16 protein-coding genes are annotated in these 16,979 nt (G+C 71.6%); 9 read left to right on the top strand and 7 right to left on the bottom strand.

Annotated elements, in window-relative coordinates; genetic code table 11:
• The first annotated feature begins 87 nt into the window (after positions 1 to 87).
• Genes G412_RS0124185 through G412_RS0124175 form a run of 3 tightly spaced genes read left to right on the top strand, consistent with a single transcriptional unit; the run spans position 88 to position 3,914 of the window.
• The gene (locus G412_RS0124185) at positions 88 to 1,272 is read left to right on the top strand and encodes a thiolase family protein (RefSeq protein WP_028814347.1); all 1,185 of its coding nucleotides are present in this window, start codon (positions 88 to 90) and stop codon (positions 1,270 to 1,272) included.
• Between the two features lie 4 nt (positions 1,273 to 1,276).
• Positions 1,277 to 2,449 (top strand): 4-hydroxybenzoate 3-monooxygenase, encoded by a 1,173-nt coding sequence (locus G412_RS0124180; RefSeq protein ID WP_028814346.1) that lies wholly within the window; start codon positions 1,277 to 1,279, stop codon positions 2,447 to 2,449.
• A 28-nt stretch (positions 2,450 to 2,477) separates the two neighbouring features.
• The gene (locus G412_RS0124175) at positions 2,478 to 3,914 is read left to right on the top strand and encodes a benzaldehyde dehydrogenase (protein WP_028814345.1); all 1,437 of its coding nucleotides are present in this window, start codon (positions 2,478 to 2,480) and stop codon (positions 3,912 to 3,914) included.
• A gap of 85 nt (positions 3,915 to 3,999) precedes the next feature.
• Here G412_RS0124175 and trxA read toward each other — a convergent pair whose 3' ends face one another.
• Positions 4,000 to 4,413, bottom strand: coding sequence for a thioredoxin (gene trxA, locus G412_RS0124170; RefSeq protein ID WP_028814344.1), 414 nt, complete (start codon positions 4,411 to 4,413; stop codon positions 4,000 to 4,002).
• A 116-nt stretch (positions 4,414 to 4,529) separates the two neighbouring features.
• Here trxA and G412_RS0124165 point away from each other — a divergent pair, with 116 nt between their 5' ends.
• Positions 4,530 to 5,999, top strand: coding sequence for a dihydrolipoyl dehydrogenase family protein (locus G412_RS0124165; RefSeq protein ID WP_078607318.1), 1,470 nt, complete (start codon positions 4,530 to 4,532; stop codon positions 5,997 to 5,999).
• Positions 6,000 to 6,218: 219 nt separating this feature from the next.
• Positions 6,219 to 6,422: a cold-shock protein gene (locus G412_RS0124160; RefSeq protein WP_028814342.1), complete on the top strand. Its 204-nt coding sequence runs from the start codon at positions 6,219 to 6,221 to the stop codon at positions 6,420 to 6,422.
• A 176-nt stretch (positions 6,423 to 6,598) separates the two neighbouring features.
• On the opposite strand, the gene G412_RS0124155 is transcribed toward G412_RS0124160, so the two are convergent.
• Both G412_RS0124155 and clpX read right to left on the bottom strand, forming a co-directional pair.
• Complete coding sequence (locus tag G412_RS0124155) at positions 6,599 to 7,378, bottom strand: VOC family protein (protein ID WP_028814341.1); 780 nt, start codon at positions 7,376 to 7,378, stop codon at positions 6,599 to 6,601.
• Positions 7,379 to 7,579: 201 nt separating this feature from the next.
• On the bottom strand, positions 7,580 to 8,917 hold the full coding sequence (clpX, locus tag G412_RS0124150; protein WP_028814340.1) for an ATP-dependent Clp protease ATP-binding subunit ClpX: 1,338 nt from the start codon (positions 8,915 to 8,917) through the stop codon (positions 7,580 to 7,582).
• Positions 8,918 to 9,033: 116 nt separating this feature from the next.
• Here clpX and G412_RS35745 point away from each other — a divergent pair, with 116 nt between their 5' ends.
• Positions 9,034 to 10,170: a TetR/AcrR family transcriptional regulator gene (locus G412_RS35745; protein ID WP_051338578.1), complete on the top strand. Its 1,137-nt coding sequence runs from the start codon at positions 9,034 to 9,036 to the stop codon at positions 10,168 to 10,170.
• A 104-nt stretch (positions 10,171 to 10,274) separates the two neighbouring features.
• Here the strand turns inward: G412_RS35745 and G412_RS0124140 are convergent, their stop codons facing one another.
• Positions 10,275 to 11,123: a GNAT family N-acetyltransferase gene (locus G412_RS0124140; RefSeq protein ID WP_028814339.1), complete on the bottom strand. Its 849-nt coding sequence runs from the start codon at positions 11,121 to 11,123 to the stop codon at positions 10,275 to 10,277.
• 146 nt (positions 11,124 to 11,269) lie between these two features.
• Between G412_RS0124140 and G412_RS0124135 the strand changes: the two genes are divergently transcribed.
• On the top strand, positions 11,270 to 12,097 hold the full coding sequence (locus tag G412_RS0124135; RefSeq protein ID WP_028814338.1) for a zinc-binding dehydrogenase: 828 nt from the start codon (positions 11,270 to 11,272) through the stop codon (positions 12,095 to 12,097).
• Positions 12,098 to 12,127: 30 nt separating this feature from the next.
• Here the strand turns inward: G412_RS0124135 and G412_RS0124130 are convergent, their stop codons facing one another.
• The gene (locus G412_RS0124130; RefSeq protein ID WP_028814337.1) at positions 12,128 to 13,450 is read right to left on the bottom strand and encodes a phosphoribosyltransferase family protein; all 1,323 of its coding nucleotides are present in this window, start codon (positions 13,448 to 13,450) and stop codon (positions 12,128 to 12,130) included.
• Between the two features lie 291 nt (positions 13,451 to 13,741).
• Between G412_RS0124130 and G412_RS35740 the strand changes: the two genes are divergently transcribed.
• A complete protein-coding gene (locus tag G412_RS35740) occupies positions 13,742 to 14,311 on the top strand; it encodes an ATP-binding protein (RefSeq protein ID WP_051338577.1) in 570 nt (189 codons plus the stop codon).
• On the opposite strand, the gene G412_RS0124120 is transcribed toward G412_RS35740, so the two are convergent.
• Complete coding sequence (locus tag G412_RS0124120; RefSeq protein WP_028814336.1) at positions 14,308 to 14,652, bottom strand: tetratricopeptide repeat protein; 345 nt, start codon at positions 14,650 to 14,652, stop codon at positions 14,308 to 14,310. The two genes, G412_RS35740 and G412_RS0124120, sit on opposite strands and share 4 nt — an antisense overlap.
• A gap of 159 nt (positions 14,653 to 14,811) precedes the next feature.
• Here G412_RS0124120 and G412_RS0124115 point away from each other — a divergent pair, with 159 nt between their 5' ends.
• Complete coding sequence (locus tag G412_RS0124115) at positions 14,812 to 15,777, top strand: pirin family protein (protein WP_028814335.1); 966 nt, start codon at positions 14,812 to 14,814, stop codon at positions 15,775 to 15,777.
• A gap of 904 nt (positions 15,778 to 16,681) precedes the next feature.
• Here the strand turns inward: G412_RS0124115 and G412_RS0124105 are convergent.
• Positions 16,682 to 16,979, bottom strand: a 298-nt coding sequence (locus G412_RS0124105; protein ID WP_028814333.1) for an IS5/IS1182 family transposase, incomplete at its 5' end; no start/stop codon positions are given.

The following is a 16,979-nucleotide window of genomic DNA, read 5'->3' as shown; positions in this document are numbered from 1 at the left end:
GGCAACAGCCACCAGCCAGCACCGCGCACCGCACCGCCGCACCGCCCCACCGCACCCCGCGCACGCTACGACTCCGGGAGAGACCCGATGAGCATCCGCGACGTCTACATCGTCGACGCCGTCCGCACCCCGATCGGCAAGTTCGGAGGTGCCCTCTCCTCCGTACGCCCGGACGACCTCGCCGCCCACGTCGTCAAGTCGCTCGTCGCCCGCGCCCCCGGCCTCGACCCGGCCAGGATCGACGACGTCTACTTCGGCGACGCCAACGGCGCCGGCGAGGACAACAGGGACGTCGCCCGCATGGCCGTGCTGCTCGCCGGGCTCCCCGTCTCCGTCCCCGGCGTCACCGTCAACCGCCTGTGCGGTTCAGGCCTGGAGGCCGTCATCCAGGCGGCCCGCGCCGTCGCCCTCGGGGACGCCTCCGTCGCCATCGCCGGCGGCGTGGAATCCATGTCCCGCGCCCCCTGGGTGCTCCAGAAGCCCGAGCGTGCCTTCCCCGCCGGGCACCAGGAGCTGCACTCGACCACGCTCGGCTGGCGCATGACCAACCCGCGGATGCCCGACGAGTGGACCGTACCGCTCGGCGAGGGCGCGGAGCTCATCGCGGACAAGCACGGCATCACCCGTGAGCAGCAGGACGCCTTCGCCCTCGCCAGCCACCAGAAAGCAGCGAAGGCGTGGTCGGACGGCCTGTATGCCGACGAGGTCGTCCCGTACGACGGCGTGGACCTGACCCGTGACGAGTGCATCCGCGAGGGTTCCACCATGGCGGCCCTCGCCAAGCTGAAGCCCGTCTTCCGCACGACCGGCAGTGTCACGGCGGGCAACGCCTCGCCGCTCAACGACGGCGCCGCCGCACTCCTGATCGTCGACGAGGAGGGCCTGCGCGCCACCGGCCGCGAGCCGCTCGCCCGTATCCGCACCTCCGCCGTCACCGGCATCGAACCGCAGCTCTTCGGCCTCGGCCCGGTCGAGGCGGTCCAGCGTGCGCTCGCCAAGGCCGGCAGGTCCTTCGCCGACCTCACCACCTTCGAACTGAACGAGGCGTTCGCCGCCCAGTCGCTCGGCTGCCTCGCCGAATGGCCGGACCTCGACCCCGCCGTCGTCAACCCGCGCGGCGGCGCCATCGCCATCGGCCACCCGCTCGGTGCCTCCGGCGCCCGCCTCGCCGGATCCGTCGCCCACCAGCTCGCCGCCGCCGGCTCGGGCACGGGCCTGGCCGCGCTGTGCATCGGTGTCGGCCAGGGCCTCGCACTCGTACTGGAGCGCTGACCGGATGCGCACCACTGTGGGAATCATCGGAGCGGGCCCCGCCGGTCTCCTCCTCGCCCGGCTGCTGCACCACGCGGGCATCGACTGCGTCGTCCTGGAGAACAGGACCCGCGCGTACGTCGAACAGCGCCAGCGCGCCGGAATCCTCGAACAGGGCACGGTCGACGCGCTGCGCGCCTGCGGCGCCGGCGACCGCATGGACGCCGAAGGGCTCGTGCACCACGGCATCGAGCTGCGCTTCGACCGGCAGAGCCACCGCATCGGCTTCCCCGAGCTGGCCGACGGCCGGTCGGTGACGGTGTACGCCCAGACCGAGGTCGTCAAGGACCTCGTCGCACTCCAGCTCGCCCAAGGCCCGCCCCTCCTCTTCGAGGCGCAGGCGCTCGCCGTCGAGAAGCCGGAGTCCGACCACCCCGTCGTCCGCTTCACCCACGAAGGCCGCGAACAGACCCTCGACTGCGACTACGTCGTCGGCTGCGACGGCTTCCACGGCATCACGCGCGCCGCGGTCCCGGACGAGGTCCGGCGTACGTACGAGCGCACGTACCCCTACTCCTGGCTGGGCATCCTCGCCGATGTCCCGCCGTCCTGCGACGAGTTGATCTACGCGCGCGGCGAGGGCGGCTTCGCGCTGCACAGCATGCGCTCGCCCACCGTCTCGCGCCTCTACCTCCAGGCCCCCAACGGCACCGACCCCGCCGACTGGTCCGACGACCGGATCTGGGACGAACTCGACCGGCGCTTCGCGGTCGACGGCGACTGGAGCCTGGCGCGCGGTCCGGTCACCTCGAAATCGGTTACCCCGATGCGCAGTTACGTCACCGAGCCGATGCGCTACGGTCGCGTCTTCCTGGCTGGGGACGCGGCGCACATCGTGCCGCCCACCGGGGCCAAGGGGCTCAACCTGGCGGTGTCGGACGTACGTATCCTCGCCCGCGCCTTCGAGCACCACCACCGCACCGGTTCCGGCGAACTCCTCGACTCCTATTCGGACTTGTGTCTGCGGCGTGTGTGGCAAGCCACCCGTTTCTCGTACGACATGACTACGATGTTGCACAGTCAACCAAGCGAGAGCGCGTTCGACAGTCGAGTGCATCTCGCAAGGCTGCACCGCCTCGCTGCCTCCCGGCCCGCCGCCGCGGAACTGGCCGCGAACTACACGGGACTTCCTCTCTGACTGGAGCATCCGCATGCCCCTGCTCGACATGCCCCTGCTCGACCCCAAGACCTGGCAGCCCGTCCGGCTCACGGGCGGTGAGTCGGACGTCGTCGAGCCGGCTACGGGGGAAACGCTCGGCCGCGTCACGCTCGCCACCGCGGACGACGTCGGCACGGCCGCGCGGACGGCCGGGGCCGTGCAGGCGGCATGGGCTTGCACACCCCACTTCGTGCGGGCCGCTGTGCTCCGCCGTGCCGGTGACCTGTTCGCCACGCACGCCGACGAGCTGCGGGAATGGCTCGTACGGGAATCGGGGTCCATACCCGGCAAGGCCGACTTCGAGCTGCACGTCGCCGCCCAGGAGTGCTACGAGGCCGCCGCGCTCGCTTCCCGCCCCGAGGGACAGGTGCTGCCCAGCGAAGCGCCACGGCTCTCGTACACGCGGCGGGTGCCGGCCGGGGTGGTCGGCGTCATCGCACCGTTCAACGCCCCGCTGATCCTGTCCATACGCTCGGTCGCCCCCGCTCTCGCGCTCGGCAACGGCGTCGTGCTGAAGCCCGACCCCCGTACCGCGGTCTGCGGCGGCCTCGCACTGGCCGCCGTATTCGCCGAGGCGGGACTGCCGGAGGGGCTGCTGCACGTCCTGCCGGGCGGCCCGGAAGCCGGGCAGGCGCTCGTCCGCGACCCGGCCGTCCCGGTCGTCTCCTTCACGGGTTCCACGGCGGCCGGCCGCGCGGTGGGCGAGGCCGCGGGGCGCGCGCTGAAGCGCGCCCACCTCGAACTGGGCGGCAACTCCGCCCTCGTCGTGCTGGAGGACGCCGACCTCGAAGGCGCCGTCGCCCAGGCGTCCTGGGGATCCTTCTTCCACCAGGGCCAGATCTGCATGACCACGGGCCGTCACCTCGTGCACGCCTCGCTCTACGACGAGTACGTCGAACGGCTCGCCGCCAAGGCCGAATCCCTGGCCGTCGGCGACCCGCACCGCGAGCAGGTGCAACTCGGTCCGATCATCGACGCTTCCCAACTGGCCAAGATCCACGGCCTGGTGGAGGCCAGCACGGCGAGCGGCGCGAAGCTCGCGGCGGGCGGCACGCACCGCGGCCTCTTCTACCGGCCGACCGTGCTCGCGGGCGTCGACGACGACACTCCGGCGTACGCCGAGGAGGTGTTCGGCCCGGTCGCGCCGGTCCGTTCCTTCACCACCCTGGAGGAGGCCGTGGCCCTGGCCTCGGCGAGCCCGTACGGTCTCTCCCTGGGCATCGTCACCCGCGACACCGCACTCGGAGTGCAGCTCGCGGACCGTATCCCCACCGGCATCGTCCACATCAACGACCAGACGGTGAACGACGAGGCGGTCGCGCCCTTCGGCGGAGTCGCGGCCTCCGGCACGGGTGCGCGCTTCGGCGGCGAGGCGAACCTGGAGGCCTTCACCGAAACGCGCTGGACGACGGTACGCCGCGAACCGGCGGGTCACCCCTTCTAGAAACACGCCGCGGGTACGCGAAAGGGCCCGGCCGCACCGCACACGGCCGCCGGGCCCTCGCTCCCCGCTCTGCCTGCTGCTCCGCCTAACCCGCTTCCCGCGCGTCCTGCGTGCCCTGCGTGTCCTGTGTGCCCTGAGCGGCCTTCGCCTCCTCGACGGACCTGCGGACCTCGTCCATGTCGAGCTGACGGGCCTGCCCGATGACATCCTCCAGCGCCGCCTCGGGCAGCGCGCCGGGCTGGGCGAACACCGCCACGTTCTCGCGCACGATCATCAGCGTCGGAATCGAGCGGATCTCGAAGGCGGCGGCCAGCTCCTGCTGAGCCTCGGTGTCGACCTTGGCGAAGACCAGATCGTCGTGACGTTCGGACGCGCTCTCGAAGACGGGTGCGAACTGCCGGCAGGGACCGCACCAGGAAGCCCAAAAATCAATCACGATGAAGTCGTTGTCGGACACGACCTGATCGAAATTTTCCTTGGTGAGCTCGACGGTGGACATGGTGTGCTCCTCTTCCTGGCATAACGGGCGAAGCCGTCCCGCACAACGGCATGCGGGCTCGCGATATTCCGCCTGCCCGGCTGGCCACGGCGCACACCCCCGACCAGACTGCCCGTATGACGAATGCAGTGGACACGGCAGACACGGCAGACACGGCGGACGCGGCGGCGGAGTACGACGTTGTAGTGGTCGGGGCCGGGCCGGTCGGCGAGAACGTGGCGGACCGGGCCCGCGCGGCCGGACTGACGGCGGCGGTGGTGGAGAACGAACTGATCGGCGGCGAGTGTTCCTACTGGGCCTGCATGCCGAGCAAGGCGCTGCTGCGCCCGGTGACAGCCCGCGCCGACGCGCGCCGCGTGCCGGGACTGCGCGAGTCGGTGCGGGGCCCGCTGGACGTGGCCGAGGTGTTCGCGCACCGCGACTACTACGCGTCGAACTGGAAGGACGACGGCCAGGTGAGCTGGCTGGAGTCCATCGGAGTGGACATCCACCGGGGCAGGGGCCGGCTCGCGGGCCCCAGAACGGTCGCCGTCGAGGCCCCGTCGGGCGAGCCGTACACCCTCACGGCGCGGCACGCGGTGGCGGTGTGCACCGGCAGCCGCGCCGTCGTGCCCGACCTGCCGGGGGCGGCCGGGGCGAACCCCTGGACCAGCCGTGAGGCGACCAGCTCCGGAAAGGTGCCCGGCCGGCTCGTGGTCGTCGGTGGGGGAGTGGTCGCCGTGGAGATGGCCACGGCCTGGCAGGCACTCGGCTCACGGGTCACCGTGCTCGTACGCGGACAGGGCCTGCTGGCCAAGATGGAGCCCTTCGCGGGCGAGCTGGTCGCCGAGGCCCTCACGGAAGCCGGTGCCACCGTACGCACCGGAATCTCCGTCGCCGCTGTGGAGCGACGCGAGGGCGGCAGCGGCCCGGTCACCGTCGTCCTCGAAGGCGGGGAACGCATCGAGGCCGACGAGATCCTCTTCGCCACCGGCCGCGCCCCGCGCACCGACGACATCGGCCTCGACACGGTCGGCCTGAAGCCCGGCTCCTGGCTGAAGGTCGACGAAACCTGCCGCGTCGAGGGCAACGACTGGCTGTACGCCGTGGGCGACGTCAACCACCGGGCGCTGATGACCCACGAGGGCAAGTACCAGGCACGCGTCGCGGGCGCCGCCATCGCCGCGAGGGCCCAGGGCGAGCCCCTGGACACCGCCCGCTGGGGCGTCCACTCCGCCACCGCCGACCACGCCGCCGTGCCCCAGGTGGTCTTCACCGACCCCGAGGCGGCGGCGGTCGGCCTCACCCTCGCGCAGGCCGAGGCGGCGGGGCACCGGGTGCGGGCGGTCGACTACGACATGGCGTCGGTCTCGGGTTCCGGCCTGTACGCCGACGGCTACCGGGGCCGCGCCCGCATGGTCGTGGACCTGGACCGCGAGACCGTACTCGGCGCCACCTTCGTCGGCCCGGGCGTCGCCGAACTGCTGCACTCGGCGACGGTGGCGGTGGCGGGCGAGGTCCCGATCCCCCGCCTGTGGCACGCGGTCCCGGCGTACCCGACGATCAGCGAGGTGTGGCTGCGGCTCCTGGAGACGTACCGCGGCTGAGTGCGCGGTGCGAGGGAGCGGCGTCCGGGACGACGCGACCGTCTGATTTTCGCCGGGCCGCCCGGCGAGTCGGGCGGAGTTCCACCGACACGGAAAACAGGACGATTGGGAAGCCGGGTCGGGATGGCAAGGTGCAGGAGCCGCAGTTGCGACATGACTGCGGCCGGCGCGGCGATGGCCGGGCCGTGGCACGGAACAACGGAACAAAGGAACGAACTGATGGCAACAGGCACTGTGAAGTGGTTCAACGCGGACAAGGGCTTCGGGTTCATCGAGCAGGACGGGGGCGGCCCTGACGTGTTCGTCCACTTCTCCGCCATCCAGTCCACGGGCTTCAAGGAGCTCCAGGAGGGCGACAAGGTGGAATTCGACGTCACGCAGGGACCCAAGGGGCCGCAGGCGGAGAACGTCAGCGTCAGGTAGCGCACCCTCGGGGTGCCCGGTCCCGCGGAAACGACCGCCGGGACCGGGCACCCCGTTCTCCGTGCGGCGGGTCGCGGCCGGCGCCGTGCCCGGTGCCCGGCCCACGGCGATCCCACGTTTCGGGCGCCAGGCCGGGTCGGGCTGAGCCAGGCCGGGTCAGGCTGAGTCAGGCCGGGTCAGGCCGGCGGCGCGGGCTTGAGGACGGCGAAGGTCGCGCCGAAGGAGTCCGCGAGCCAGGCGATCCTGCCGACGTCGGGGATGTCCGCGGCGGGCATGACGACCGATCCGCCGTTCCCCTGCGCCTTGGCAGCGATCCCGTCCACGTCCCGCACCGCGAAGTACGGAATCCAGCGCGACTCCTCCGAGGCGCTCCGGAGCGGAGTGACACCGCCGAACGAGGCGTCCTGCTGGTCGCCTTCGGCGGTGGAAAGCACGGTGTACGTCATGCCCGGCGTCTCCATCTCCTGTGACCGCCACCCGAACAGCGAGCCGTAGAAGCGCAGGGCGGCCGCCGAATCGCCGATGTGCAGCTCGGCCCAGCACAGGGAGTTGTCGTCGGAGGTCATCTCCAGCCCCTTGACCGCGGTCGGCTGCCATACGGCGAACTCCGCGCCGCCCGGGTCGGTGAGACAGGCCATCCGGCCGGCGTTCATGACATCGAACGCCTCGACGCGGACGGCGCCGCCGTTCTGTTCGGTCGCCTTCACCGTGGCATCCGCGTCGGGCGTCTGGAAGTACACCGTCCAGGCGGAACTGGCCCCCTCCTCGGTGAGCGGCCCCAGGGCGGCGACCGTCTTGCCGTCCCGCTGGAAGAAGCCGTACCCGCCCGCCTCGGGGCCTGCCGACAGGAAGTCCCAGTCGAAGACACTGCCGTAGAAGGCGGCGGCGGCCGCCGTGTCGGGACTGCCGAGGTCCAGCCAGTTGGGGGACCCGGTGACGAAGTCGGTGCTGAGCATGGTGGTACGCCCTGCCTCTCTGGAGGTTTCCCGCGGGGGTGGCCGACGGAGCACCTGCCACCCTTGCCGATCGCCTCCGTGCAGGCGTCAGCCATCGCAGCGCAAGGGGCCCGGTTTCATCCTCATGGAGCAGGAGCAGGAGCAGGAGCAGGAGCAAGGACCCGCGCGGGCGGCAAGCCTGAAGGGCACAGCCCCGCCGACTCACCCGCCCCGGCCCTGGTCCCTGTCCGGTTCGCGGCCGGGCCGCGCGTGCGGTACCAGTGCCGGGGCGACGTTTCCCAGCACGGTCTCGCGGTCGACGACGACGCGGGCCACGTCGTCCCGGCTCGGCACCTCGTACATCACATTGAGCAGGAGCTCTTCGAGGATCGTGCGCGCCGCCCGGGCGCCGGTACGGCGCAGCAGCGCCTGGTCGGCGATCGCGCCGAGGGCGTCCTCGGTGAACTCCAGCTCCACGCCGTCCATTTCGAACAGCCGCTGGTACTGCTGGATCAGCGCGTTGCGCGGCTCGGTGAGGATCCGTACCAACGAGGCCCGGCCGAGCGGCCGCACGGCCGTCATGACCGGGAGCCGGCCGACGATCTCCGGGATCAAACCGAACTTCAGCAGGTCCTGAGGCGTGACCCGGGCGAAGGAGTCCTGTTCCTCCCGGTCCTCATCGGCGGCCGCGACCGCCGCGCCGAACCCGATGCCCCGCGCGCCGGCCCGCTGCTCGATGATCCGCTCCAGACCGGCGAAGGCCCCGCCGACGATGAAGAGCACGTTGCTCGTGTCGAAGGGGACGAACTCCTGCTGCGGGTGCTTGCGGCCGCCCTGAGGCGGCACGCTCGCGGTCGTGCCTTCGAGGATCTTCAGGAGTGCCTGCTGTACGCCCTCGCCGCTGACGTCGCGCGTGATCGACGGGTTCTCGCTCTTCCGGGCGATCTTGTCGATCTCGTCGATGTAGACGATTCCGGTCTCGGCCTTCCTCACGTCGAAGTCGGCGGCCTGGATCAGCTTGAGCAGGATGTTCTCGACGTCCTCGCCGACGTACCCGGCCTCCGTCAGTGCCGTCGCGTCGGCGGTCGCGAACGGGACGTCGAGCATCCGGGCGAGGGTCTGGACGAGGTACGTCTTGCCGCATCCGGTGGGGCCGAGCAATAGGACGTTGGACTTGCCCAGCTCGACCGCCTCCTGTCCGCCCTGCCCGCCCGGTCCGCCGCCCTGCCTGCCCTGCCCGCCGCGTCCGCCGGCCGCCGCGGCAGCGCCGACGCGCTTGTAGTGGTTGTGGACCGCGACCGCGAGCGCCTTCTTGGCGCCGTCCTGCCCGACGACGTACTGGTCGAGGAAGGCGTGGATCTCCCGCGGCGTCGGCAGCTCCTTGGGCCCGCCCCCGCCGGGACCGTCCGCTTCCTCCGTGATGAGTTCGTTGCACAGGCCCACACATTCGTCGCAGATGCAGATCCCGCCGGGGCCCGCGATTAGTTTCCCGACCTGCTTCTGGCTCTTCCCGCAGAACGTGCACTTCAGCAGGTCACCGCTGTCACCGATACGCGCCACTCGGAAACGCCCTCACTCATCCGCATTCGAATGTTCAAACCATATGACGTGAGCATTTGAATGCCCGACGGTATCTTGAACCGACACGGACGGCAACGCGCAGGCAAGTGAGGACCATGGGCCGGCTCAGCAGGGCGGAGCTGCAGGAGCACAACCGCGCCAGGGTGCTCGACGCGGCCAGGAACGAGTTCACCGAACGCGGTTTCCCCGGAGCGAAGGTGGACGCCATCGCCGAGCGCGCCGGACTGACCCGCGGTGCGGTGTACTCCAACTTCCCCGGCAAGCGGGCGCTGTACTTCGCCGTACTGGCCGACCTCGCCGAGCGCGACCACGAGCCGTGGCACCCCGAGCCCGGCCGCACCGCCCCCGAGGCACTCGGCGCGCTCGCCCGCGCCTGGGCCGGTGAGCTGCCGCTCGTCGACGCCGACACCGGTGACCGGCACGGGTCGCCCCGCCTGGGCAGACACCTGATGTCCGAAGTGCTTTCCGAGGAGCGGATCCGGCGGCCGTTCGCGCAGTTGATGAAGCTGGACGCGATCCTGCTCGGCCTGGCCCTGGAGGAGCTGCGGCCGTCCGGTGCGCCGCCCGCCCGCCTGGTGCGTACGGCGGAGGCCGTCCTCACGACGCTGCACGGCGCGAGTCAGATGGCCGACGCCGCGCCGGGCTTCCTCGAACCCTTCAACGTCGTCAGCGCCTGCGAGCGGCTGGCGGGCCTCGACCTGCGCGACGCCTGGCCCCCGCCGCACCTGCCCTACATCCCGCGCGCACGCCCGGCCGACGAGCCCTGGTCCCCGCCGCCCGCGACGGACGCCGTACGCGGGACACCGGCGCGCCTGGCGGATGACGGCGTGGTGGCGATCCTCGGGCTGCACCGGCTCGAAGCGGCAGAGGAAGCGGTACGGGCAGCGCCCGCCGGGGCCACGGTCACCGCCGTTCTGGTCACCGGCGAACCGGCCGAGCTGCTGCCGCTGGCCCGGCTGGCCGTCGCCGGCCTCTGCGGCTGCCTGCGCCGGGCGTTCCCGCCGTCGGCGTGGCCGCGACTCCAAGTGGTGTACGACGCGTCCGGAGTCCTCGCGCGGTCGGCCGGCGTACCGGCCGTGAGCGACGGCACCGAGGCGGCCGTCCGTATCGAAGGGGGCCGGATCGTCGCCCGCGCCGACGGCCGCGGCGCGTGCCACGCCGCGGCTGCGGCCGTGACCGGGGGCGCCACCCCGGCCGGCCACGCCCGCCGAGAGGGGAGCCGCCCTTCATGACGGCGGGCGGCGAGAAGAGCGCGCCCGTGGTCGAAACCGCCCGGCAGAATCTCCGCCACGCGCATGGTGTGCCGTCGAGCGGCGGTACGCCGGAAGCACGGGCGTCAGCCCAGTTCGGGGCTCGTGATCCCGAACAGGCCTGAGCGGTCGATCGGCGGGACGGGGCCCGTGTACATCCGTGCGGTCTCGAACGAAGGCGTCAGGCCGAGCTGTTCCACGAGGCGCCCGGCTTCGGGGTGGGTCTCCGGTACGTCGATCGCCACCGGCTCGCCCGGGGTCGTGACCCCGAGTGCGCTGACCAGTGCGGCGGCCACCTCGGGCGACTCGGCGTAGAGCGGGCCGATGCGCGAGGCCGCGCGGCAGGCGCGCAGGACGGCGAAGCCCCGCAGTTCCCCGTCGCGGACCGCCGCCAGCGCGGTGCGTTGGGGGGCGGTGATCCAGGACGCCAGGAAGTGGTCGCGGGCCGCCGGGAAGAACCGGCGGTCGTACGCGGCCAGTCGCGTGAACGGCAGGGCCCGGGCGTCCACGAGGGTGACGCCGGCGGGCGCCGGGGCGTCGCCGGTCGGGATCCCTTCGTACCGGATGTTGTTCCAGGCGGACCGGAAGCCGGACTTGCGGTAGTTGTCCTGCTGTTCCACCACGCCGTCGAGCCCGACATTGCGCCCGTCGAGGCGCGCCATCCCGGCCCGCCAAAGCTGGATGCCGTAGCCCTGGCCGCGCAGCGGCGGGCGGGTGATGTAGAGGCCCAGGAAGCCGAAATCGGGGCCGTAACGCACGACCGAGACGCAGGCCGCGGGCACGCCGTCGAGCCGGCCCATCAGGAAGCCCTGCGGGTCGGTGGCGAAGAAGGCGCAGCCGTCGCCGAGGCCCGGATTCCAGCCTTCGGCGTCGGCCCAGTCGCCCAGCAGGGCGATGTCGTCGGCGCTCGCCACGCCGATTTCGAATGCGGCCACGTCTCGCTCCCGGAACGTCGTCGGCCCGGACGGACAGTCCGGGACCCTCGGAAACTGTTCTCTTGACCCCAAGCGCGGTTGAGGTTCAACCGTGATCCCTGACCCCGGCAACTCCGCGCCGGAGAACCAGTTCAGGAGCGTATGACATGCACGCGATACGGCTGCACGCTTTCGGCCCCGCCGGGAACCTGACCTACGAAGAGGTCCCGGAGCCGGTCCCGGCCGAAGGAGAGGTGCGAATCGACGTACAGCCCGGCGGAGTTCACCTGATCGAGACCACTCTGCGCCGCGGCCTCGCCGTCGGCCCCCATGAGCCGCCGGCCCTCCCCGTCACGCCCGGCGGACTGGACGCCGAAGCCGCCGTAGCGGTGATCACGACCGGCGCCACGGCCCAGGGCGTGCTCGCGGTAGCACAACTCACCTCCCACGACGTGGGGTTGGTGATGTCGGCGGCAGGCGGCCTCGGCAGCCTGTTCATGCAGGCGGCACGCCACGCCGGCGCCGTCGTCGTGGGAGCGGCCGGAGGCCCCGCGAAGGTGGGACGCGTCCGTACGCTCGGCGCCGGCATCGCCATCGACTACCGCGACGCCGACTGGCCCGCCCACGTCCGTGAGGCGCTGGACGGCCGTGAGGTGAGCGTGGTTCTCGACGGCGTGGGCGGTCGGCTCGGCCGCCAGGCCCTGGAACTGCTGGGCCCCGGTGGGCGGTTCCTGCTGCACGGGTGGGCCGCGGGGGAGCCGACCGCGATCACGACGCGCGACCTGGTCGAGCGGCAGCTTACGGCGACCTGGGCGATCGGGCCGAATATGGTCCCGGCCGGCGGTCGGCGCGAACTGGCTGCCCGGGCCCTGGACGAGGCGGCGGCGGGCCGCCTCGTCCCGCTGATCACCCGGTTTCCGCTGGAGCGGGCCGCTGACGCGCACGCCGCGCTGGAAGCGCGCGAGACCGAGGGCAAAGTGGTGTTGACGGCGTAACGCCAGGTGATGCGGTAGCCGGCAACCCGGCTACCCGGCCCGCGCCGCCCCCGCCCCCAGATGCGTGACGAACCAGTCCCGAGCGAGGTCGGCGACCTCCTCCAGGGCCCCCGGTTCCTCGAACAAGTGCGTGGCACCCGCGACGACTTCGAGGCGGTTCTCACAGCGCAGCTCCGCCTGGGCCTGCCGGTTGAGGTCGAGCACCAGCGTGTCGTGCCCGCCCACGATGAGCAGCGTGGGCGCGCGTACGTCGCCCAGTCGCGGCCGCGCCAGGTCGGGCCGGCCGCCGCGCGACACGACGGCGCCGACGCCCGTACCCGTGGACGCGTCCGGCTGCGTACCGGCGGACGCGGCGGACGCGGCGGCCCACAGCGCTGCCGCCGCTCCGGTGCTCGCCCCGAAGTAGCCGATCGGGACGGACTCGCGCCGCCGCAGCCAGCGGGTGGCGTCCCCGAGCCGCCCGGCCAGGGTTTCGATGTCGAAGACGTTCGCCCGGCGGGCTTCCTCCGCGGTCGTGAGCAGGTCGAAGAGCAGAGTGCCGAGTCCCGCGCGGTTCAAGGCGGTGGCCACCGACCGGTTGCGCGGGCTGTGGCGGCTGCTGCCCGAGCCGTGGGCGAACATCACGACCGCGTCAGCGCCCTCGGGCATGGTGAGATCGCCGGCGAGCCGGACCCCGCCGGCGTCCACCTCGACCTCCTCCGTGGCCGGGTGCCCCGCCCGCCCGGCGGCCTGTGCCAGCAGCGCGACGACTTCCTCGTCGGAGGTCTGCGTGAAGTTCTCGTACCACTCGCCGACCGCGCGGAACATGGGCGGCACGGACAGACACACGACGTCGTCCACCTGACTGCTCAGCCGGGCGACGGCATCGGGCGCCGCCACCGGAACGGCCAGTACCACGCGGGCCGCGCCCTGCGCCCGTACGACCTCGCACGCGGCCGCCGCCGTGGCCCCGGTCGCGATCCCGTCGTCGACCACGACGACCGTCCGCCCGTCGAGCGGCAGCCGCGGCCGGTCGCGGCGGAACCGCAGCGCCCGCCGTTCGAGCTCCGCCTCCTCGGCGCGTTCGACCGCCGCGACCTCGTCGGGCCCGACCCCGCTGCGGCGGACGATGTCGTCGCTGATGACCCGTGCCCCGCCCTCGCCGATGGCGCCGAAGCCCAGCTCCCGGTGGTACGGGACACCGAGTTTGCGTACGACGACCACATCCAGGGGGGCGCCGAGCGCCCGCGCCACTTCGAAGGCCACCGGAATTCCGCCCCGTGGCAGGCCCAGCACGACGGGCTTTTCCCCCTCAAGGTGCCGCAGGGCCACCGCGAGCCGCTGTCCCGCGTCGGCGCGGTCGGTGAACAGCACAGTGGTTCACCCCCAAACCAGGGGAGACAGAAACCACGTCCGCACTTTCTTCGAAACAACCCCATTTGTCGCTGTCGCGCAAGTCGGCGGAGCCCGGCAGTCGGAGTAACCGCTGTACGGCATACGGATTCAGCCGCGCCGCCCCGGCCTTGAGCCGCACCGGTTGCGGTTCGCGCTTCCGGGAGCCAAGATGGCCATGACCCAATGGTGACTATCGCTCACTCTTCGTGTTCGGGGGTCGTTGCTGCAACGAGGTGAAGCATGTGGGCCTCGCGGTAAGGAGCCACGGCCATGACACTTCCCAGCGGCCGGTATTACGCGGTCGAACTGCACGTATCGGCGGAGCGCGTCTCGCAGATCCGGCGCATTGTGGCCGCACACCTGCGGCACTGGAATCTCGAGCTGCACATCCAGCCGGTGTGCAGGGGTGTCGAGGAACTTCTGACCAATGTCCACCGGCATGTCGGCGACGACAACCGGTGCGTGGTCGAACTGCGCTGGACCGGCAGACATCTCACGGCTTCGGTGGCCGACAACGGCCCTCCGATGCCGCGCCTCGTCTCCGCGGGCGGGGGCGGCCTCGCCGTTGTCGCCCGGCTGTGCGACAGCTGGGGAACCTGCGGCACTGCCGACGGCAAGGTCGTGTGGTTCACGCGGCGCGTGGCCGACGCGCGCAACAGCCCGCTGGTGCCGTGCCCGCCCGTTCCGGGCGTGGGCGACGCCAAGGGCCAGCCGGCCCCCGCACCGGAGCCCGCCACGGCTCCGTCCCCCGCACCGGCCCACGCACCCACCCCCACCCTCACCCCTACTCCCACCCCCGCACCCACTCCTGTCCCCGTCGGCGTCCCCGCGCTCGCCTAGTCGGGGAAGTCTCCGGACAGCGCGGCGGCCAAGCGCAGATGCGCCGCCGCCTCGCTGCCGCGGCCCTGCCGCTCCAATGTGCGGCCCAGCATCAGCCGCGCGTAGTGCTCGACCGGGTTGCGCTCCACGATGGAGCGCAGCTCGGTCTCCGCTTTGCCCAGCTGGGCGGAGTGGTAGTACGAGCGGGCGAGCAGCAGGCGCGGCGCGAGCTGCTCGGGGACCTCGTCGACCAGGCCGGTCAGGACGCGGGCGGCCTTGTCGTACTCCTTGGCGTCGAAGAAAAGGTGCGCCCGTGCCCAGCGGTCGGCGGCGGTGCCGTGGCTGTAGTAGGTGTCGTTCACGTTCGCCTGCCCGGTCATCGGACCCTCCTGTCGGCGGCTCCAAGGGCGGGCCCGCACACCACCTCAACGCACCCAAGTAATTGAACATTCCACCATTTGTCTACCTCACCGGCCCGGAGCACTGACGGCCCAACCGCGCACAGGAATAGGTTGGGCGCCATGAGCAATCTCGAGCGCCAGGCCGTTCCCTCTGTATGCGGCGGCCGAGGCTTCGTCGTGGCGGAGCCGGTACGTGAACTCCTCACCGCCCGCAAGGTTCAGCTCGGCGAGTCGACACGGGTCCGCAGGCTGCTGCCGAACCTGGGCCGCCGCATGATTGGCGCGTGGTGTTTCGTCGACCACTACGGCCCCGACGACATCGCCGACGAGCCCGGCATGCAGGTCGCGCCGCACCCCCACTTCGGTCTGCAGACCGTCAGCTGGCTCCATGAGGGCGAAGTCCTGCACCGCGACAGCCTGGGCAGCCTCCAGACCATCCGGCCGCGCGAATTGGGCCTCATGACCTCGGGCCGGGCGATCAGCCACTCCGAGGAGAGCCCGGAACCGCACGCGCGCTTTCTGCACGGCGCTCAACTGTGGGTAGCCCTGCCCGAGGGCCACCGCGACACCGAGCCGCACTTCCAGCACCACGCGGACCTCCCGGCCGTCACCGCGCCCGGTCTCACCGCCACCGTCATCCTCGGGTCACTCGACGGCGCCGCGTCGCCCGGTACGACGTACACGCCGATCGTCGGCGCGGACCTCGCGCTGGCCCGTGGCGCCGAGACCCGCCTGCCGCTCGACCCCGACTTCGAGTACGCCGTCCTCTCCATGTCCGGCGAGGCGCACGTCGACGGCGTGCCCGTACTCCCCGGCTCGATGCTCTACCTCGGCTGCGGCCGAACCGAACTCCCCCTGCGCGCCGACTCCGACGCGGGCCTGATGCTCCTGGGAGGTGAACCCTTCGAGGAGGAACTCGTCATGTGGTGGAACTTCATCGGGCGGTCCCACGAGGATATCGCAGAGGCCCGCGAGGACTGGGTGAAGGGCTCCCGCTTCGGGGAAGTGGAGGGTTATGCGGGGGTCCGCCTACCAGCTCCTGAACTCCCGCCCGTGGCGCTGAAACCGAGGGGAAGGGTGCGCTGACCTGTGGTGTTGCGAAACGCCGGGTGTCTGACCGGTGGGGCGGTGCATATCCTCGTGATCGATAAGCGGAATCGGTTGACTGCCTCCGGGCAGGGGCTCCGTCACAGACGGGCGACGGTCCACAGTGTGGTCGTCTGTAAGCGGGTTTGGCAGACCTAATGCTGACCCAATGCTGACTTTGCTGATGGATCGTCAGGGAGGACAGGGCTGCCTTCTAGCAATCAGGGGGACGCGGGGAGTGGTCCGGGACTGTTGTAGCCCGACGCTTCCTGAGGCCCCATGCCGTCTCGGTGGCCCAGCGCTTGCCGTCCTCCGGCATTGGCGGGCGAGCCGTGTGAAGGGTTGTGGGGATCCGACATGCGCAAGCTGGTCGTCGGCCTGGCCGCGGGCAAGGTGCGCGGCAATGTGACCTCCAGGCCACCGCAACACCGACCGCTGGGACACCACCCACTACGGCCGCCTGTCCCCGCGATATCGGCCGGTGGAGGCGTTGCCGAGCCTCTGCACGGAACAAGGTGGCGTGGGCGGCCACGCTAACCCGTTCTTCGTCCGTGACGATGCGGCGAATTGCCAAAGGGCTAAGCCCGTCGAGGGGACGGCCCAGGAGCTGATCGAGCGGTTCGCCTTCAGGCACGTCAGAATGCACGAGAGACGTCCGGACCGTCATCGGGGGCCTCCGCGCCATGACCGGATCGATACCGCCGGGGTGATGGCCGTAGACCACCAGGTGACCGCCGCCACGTAGAGGCGAGACGGATCCCCCGCGCGGCGCCAGCTTCGGTCTGCGCCATTTCCCCGAGCGGGCCCTCGGAGGATGACACCGTTGCCCTTAATCGATTCGCCCCCCGTCTCGGCGCCACTCCGTGGCGCTGCCGTGCCTTAGAGGTCGTTTCATCCTGTTGTTTCATCCTGGGATGCGGCTTTGATGTGCTGGTGTCGGGTCGCGCCAGGAGATGGTGTTCTCGCCGGTGAGGCGGCGGGCCATGAGGTCGGTCATGGCGAGGTGGATCATGGCTTCGGAGCGGTGTGGGTGGGTTTCGTAGTCGCGGGCCAGGCGGCGGTGGAGCATGAGCCAGCCGTAGGTCCGCTCGACCGCCCACCGCTTCGGGATGGGGGTGAAACCCCTGGTCCCGGGGGTGCGGGTGGTGATTTCCATGTCGATGCCGAGGGCGGCGGCATGTTCGACGAGGTGCTGGCGGTAG

This window comes from Streptomyces flavidovirens DSM 40150 (assembly GCF_000429085.1).
GTDB classification, from domain to species: domain Bacteria; phylum Actinomycetota; class Actinomycetes; order Streptomycetales; family Streptomycetaceae; genus Streptomyces; species Streptomyces flavidovirens.
This window is presented reverse-complemented; position numbering and strand designations above follow the sequence as displayed.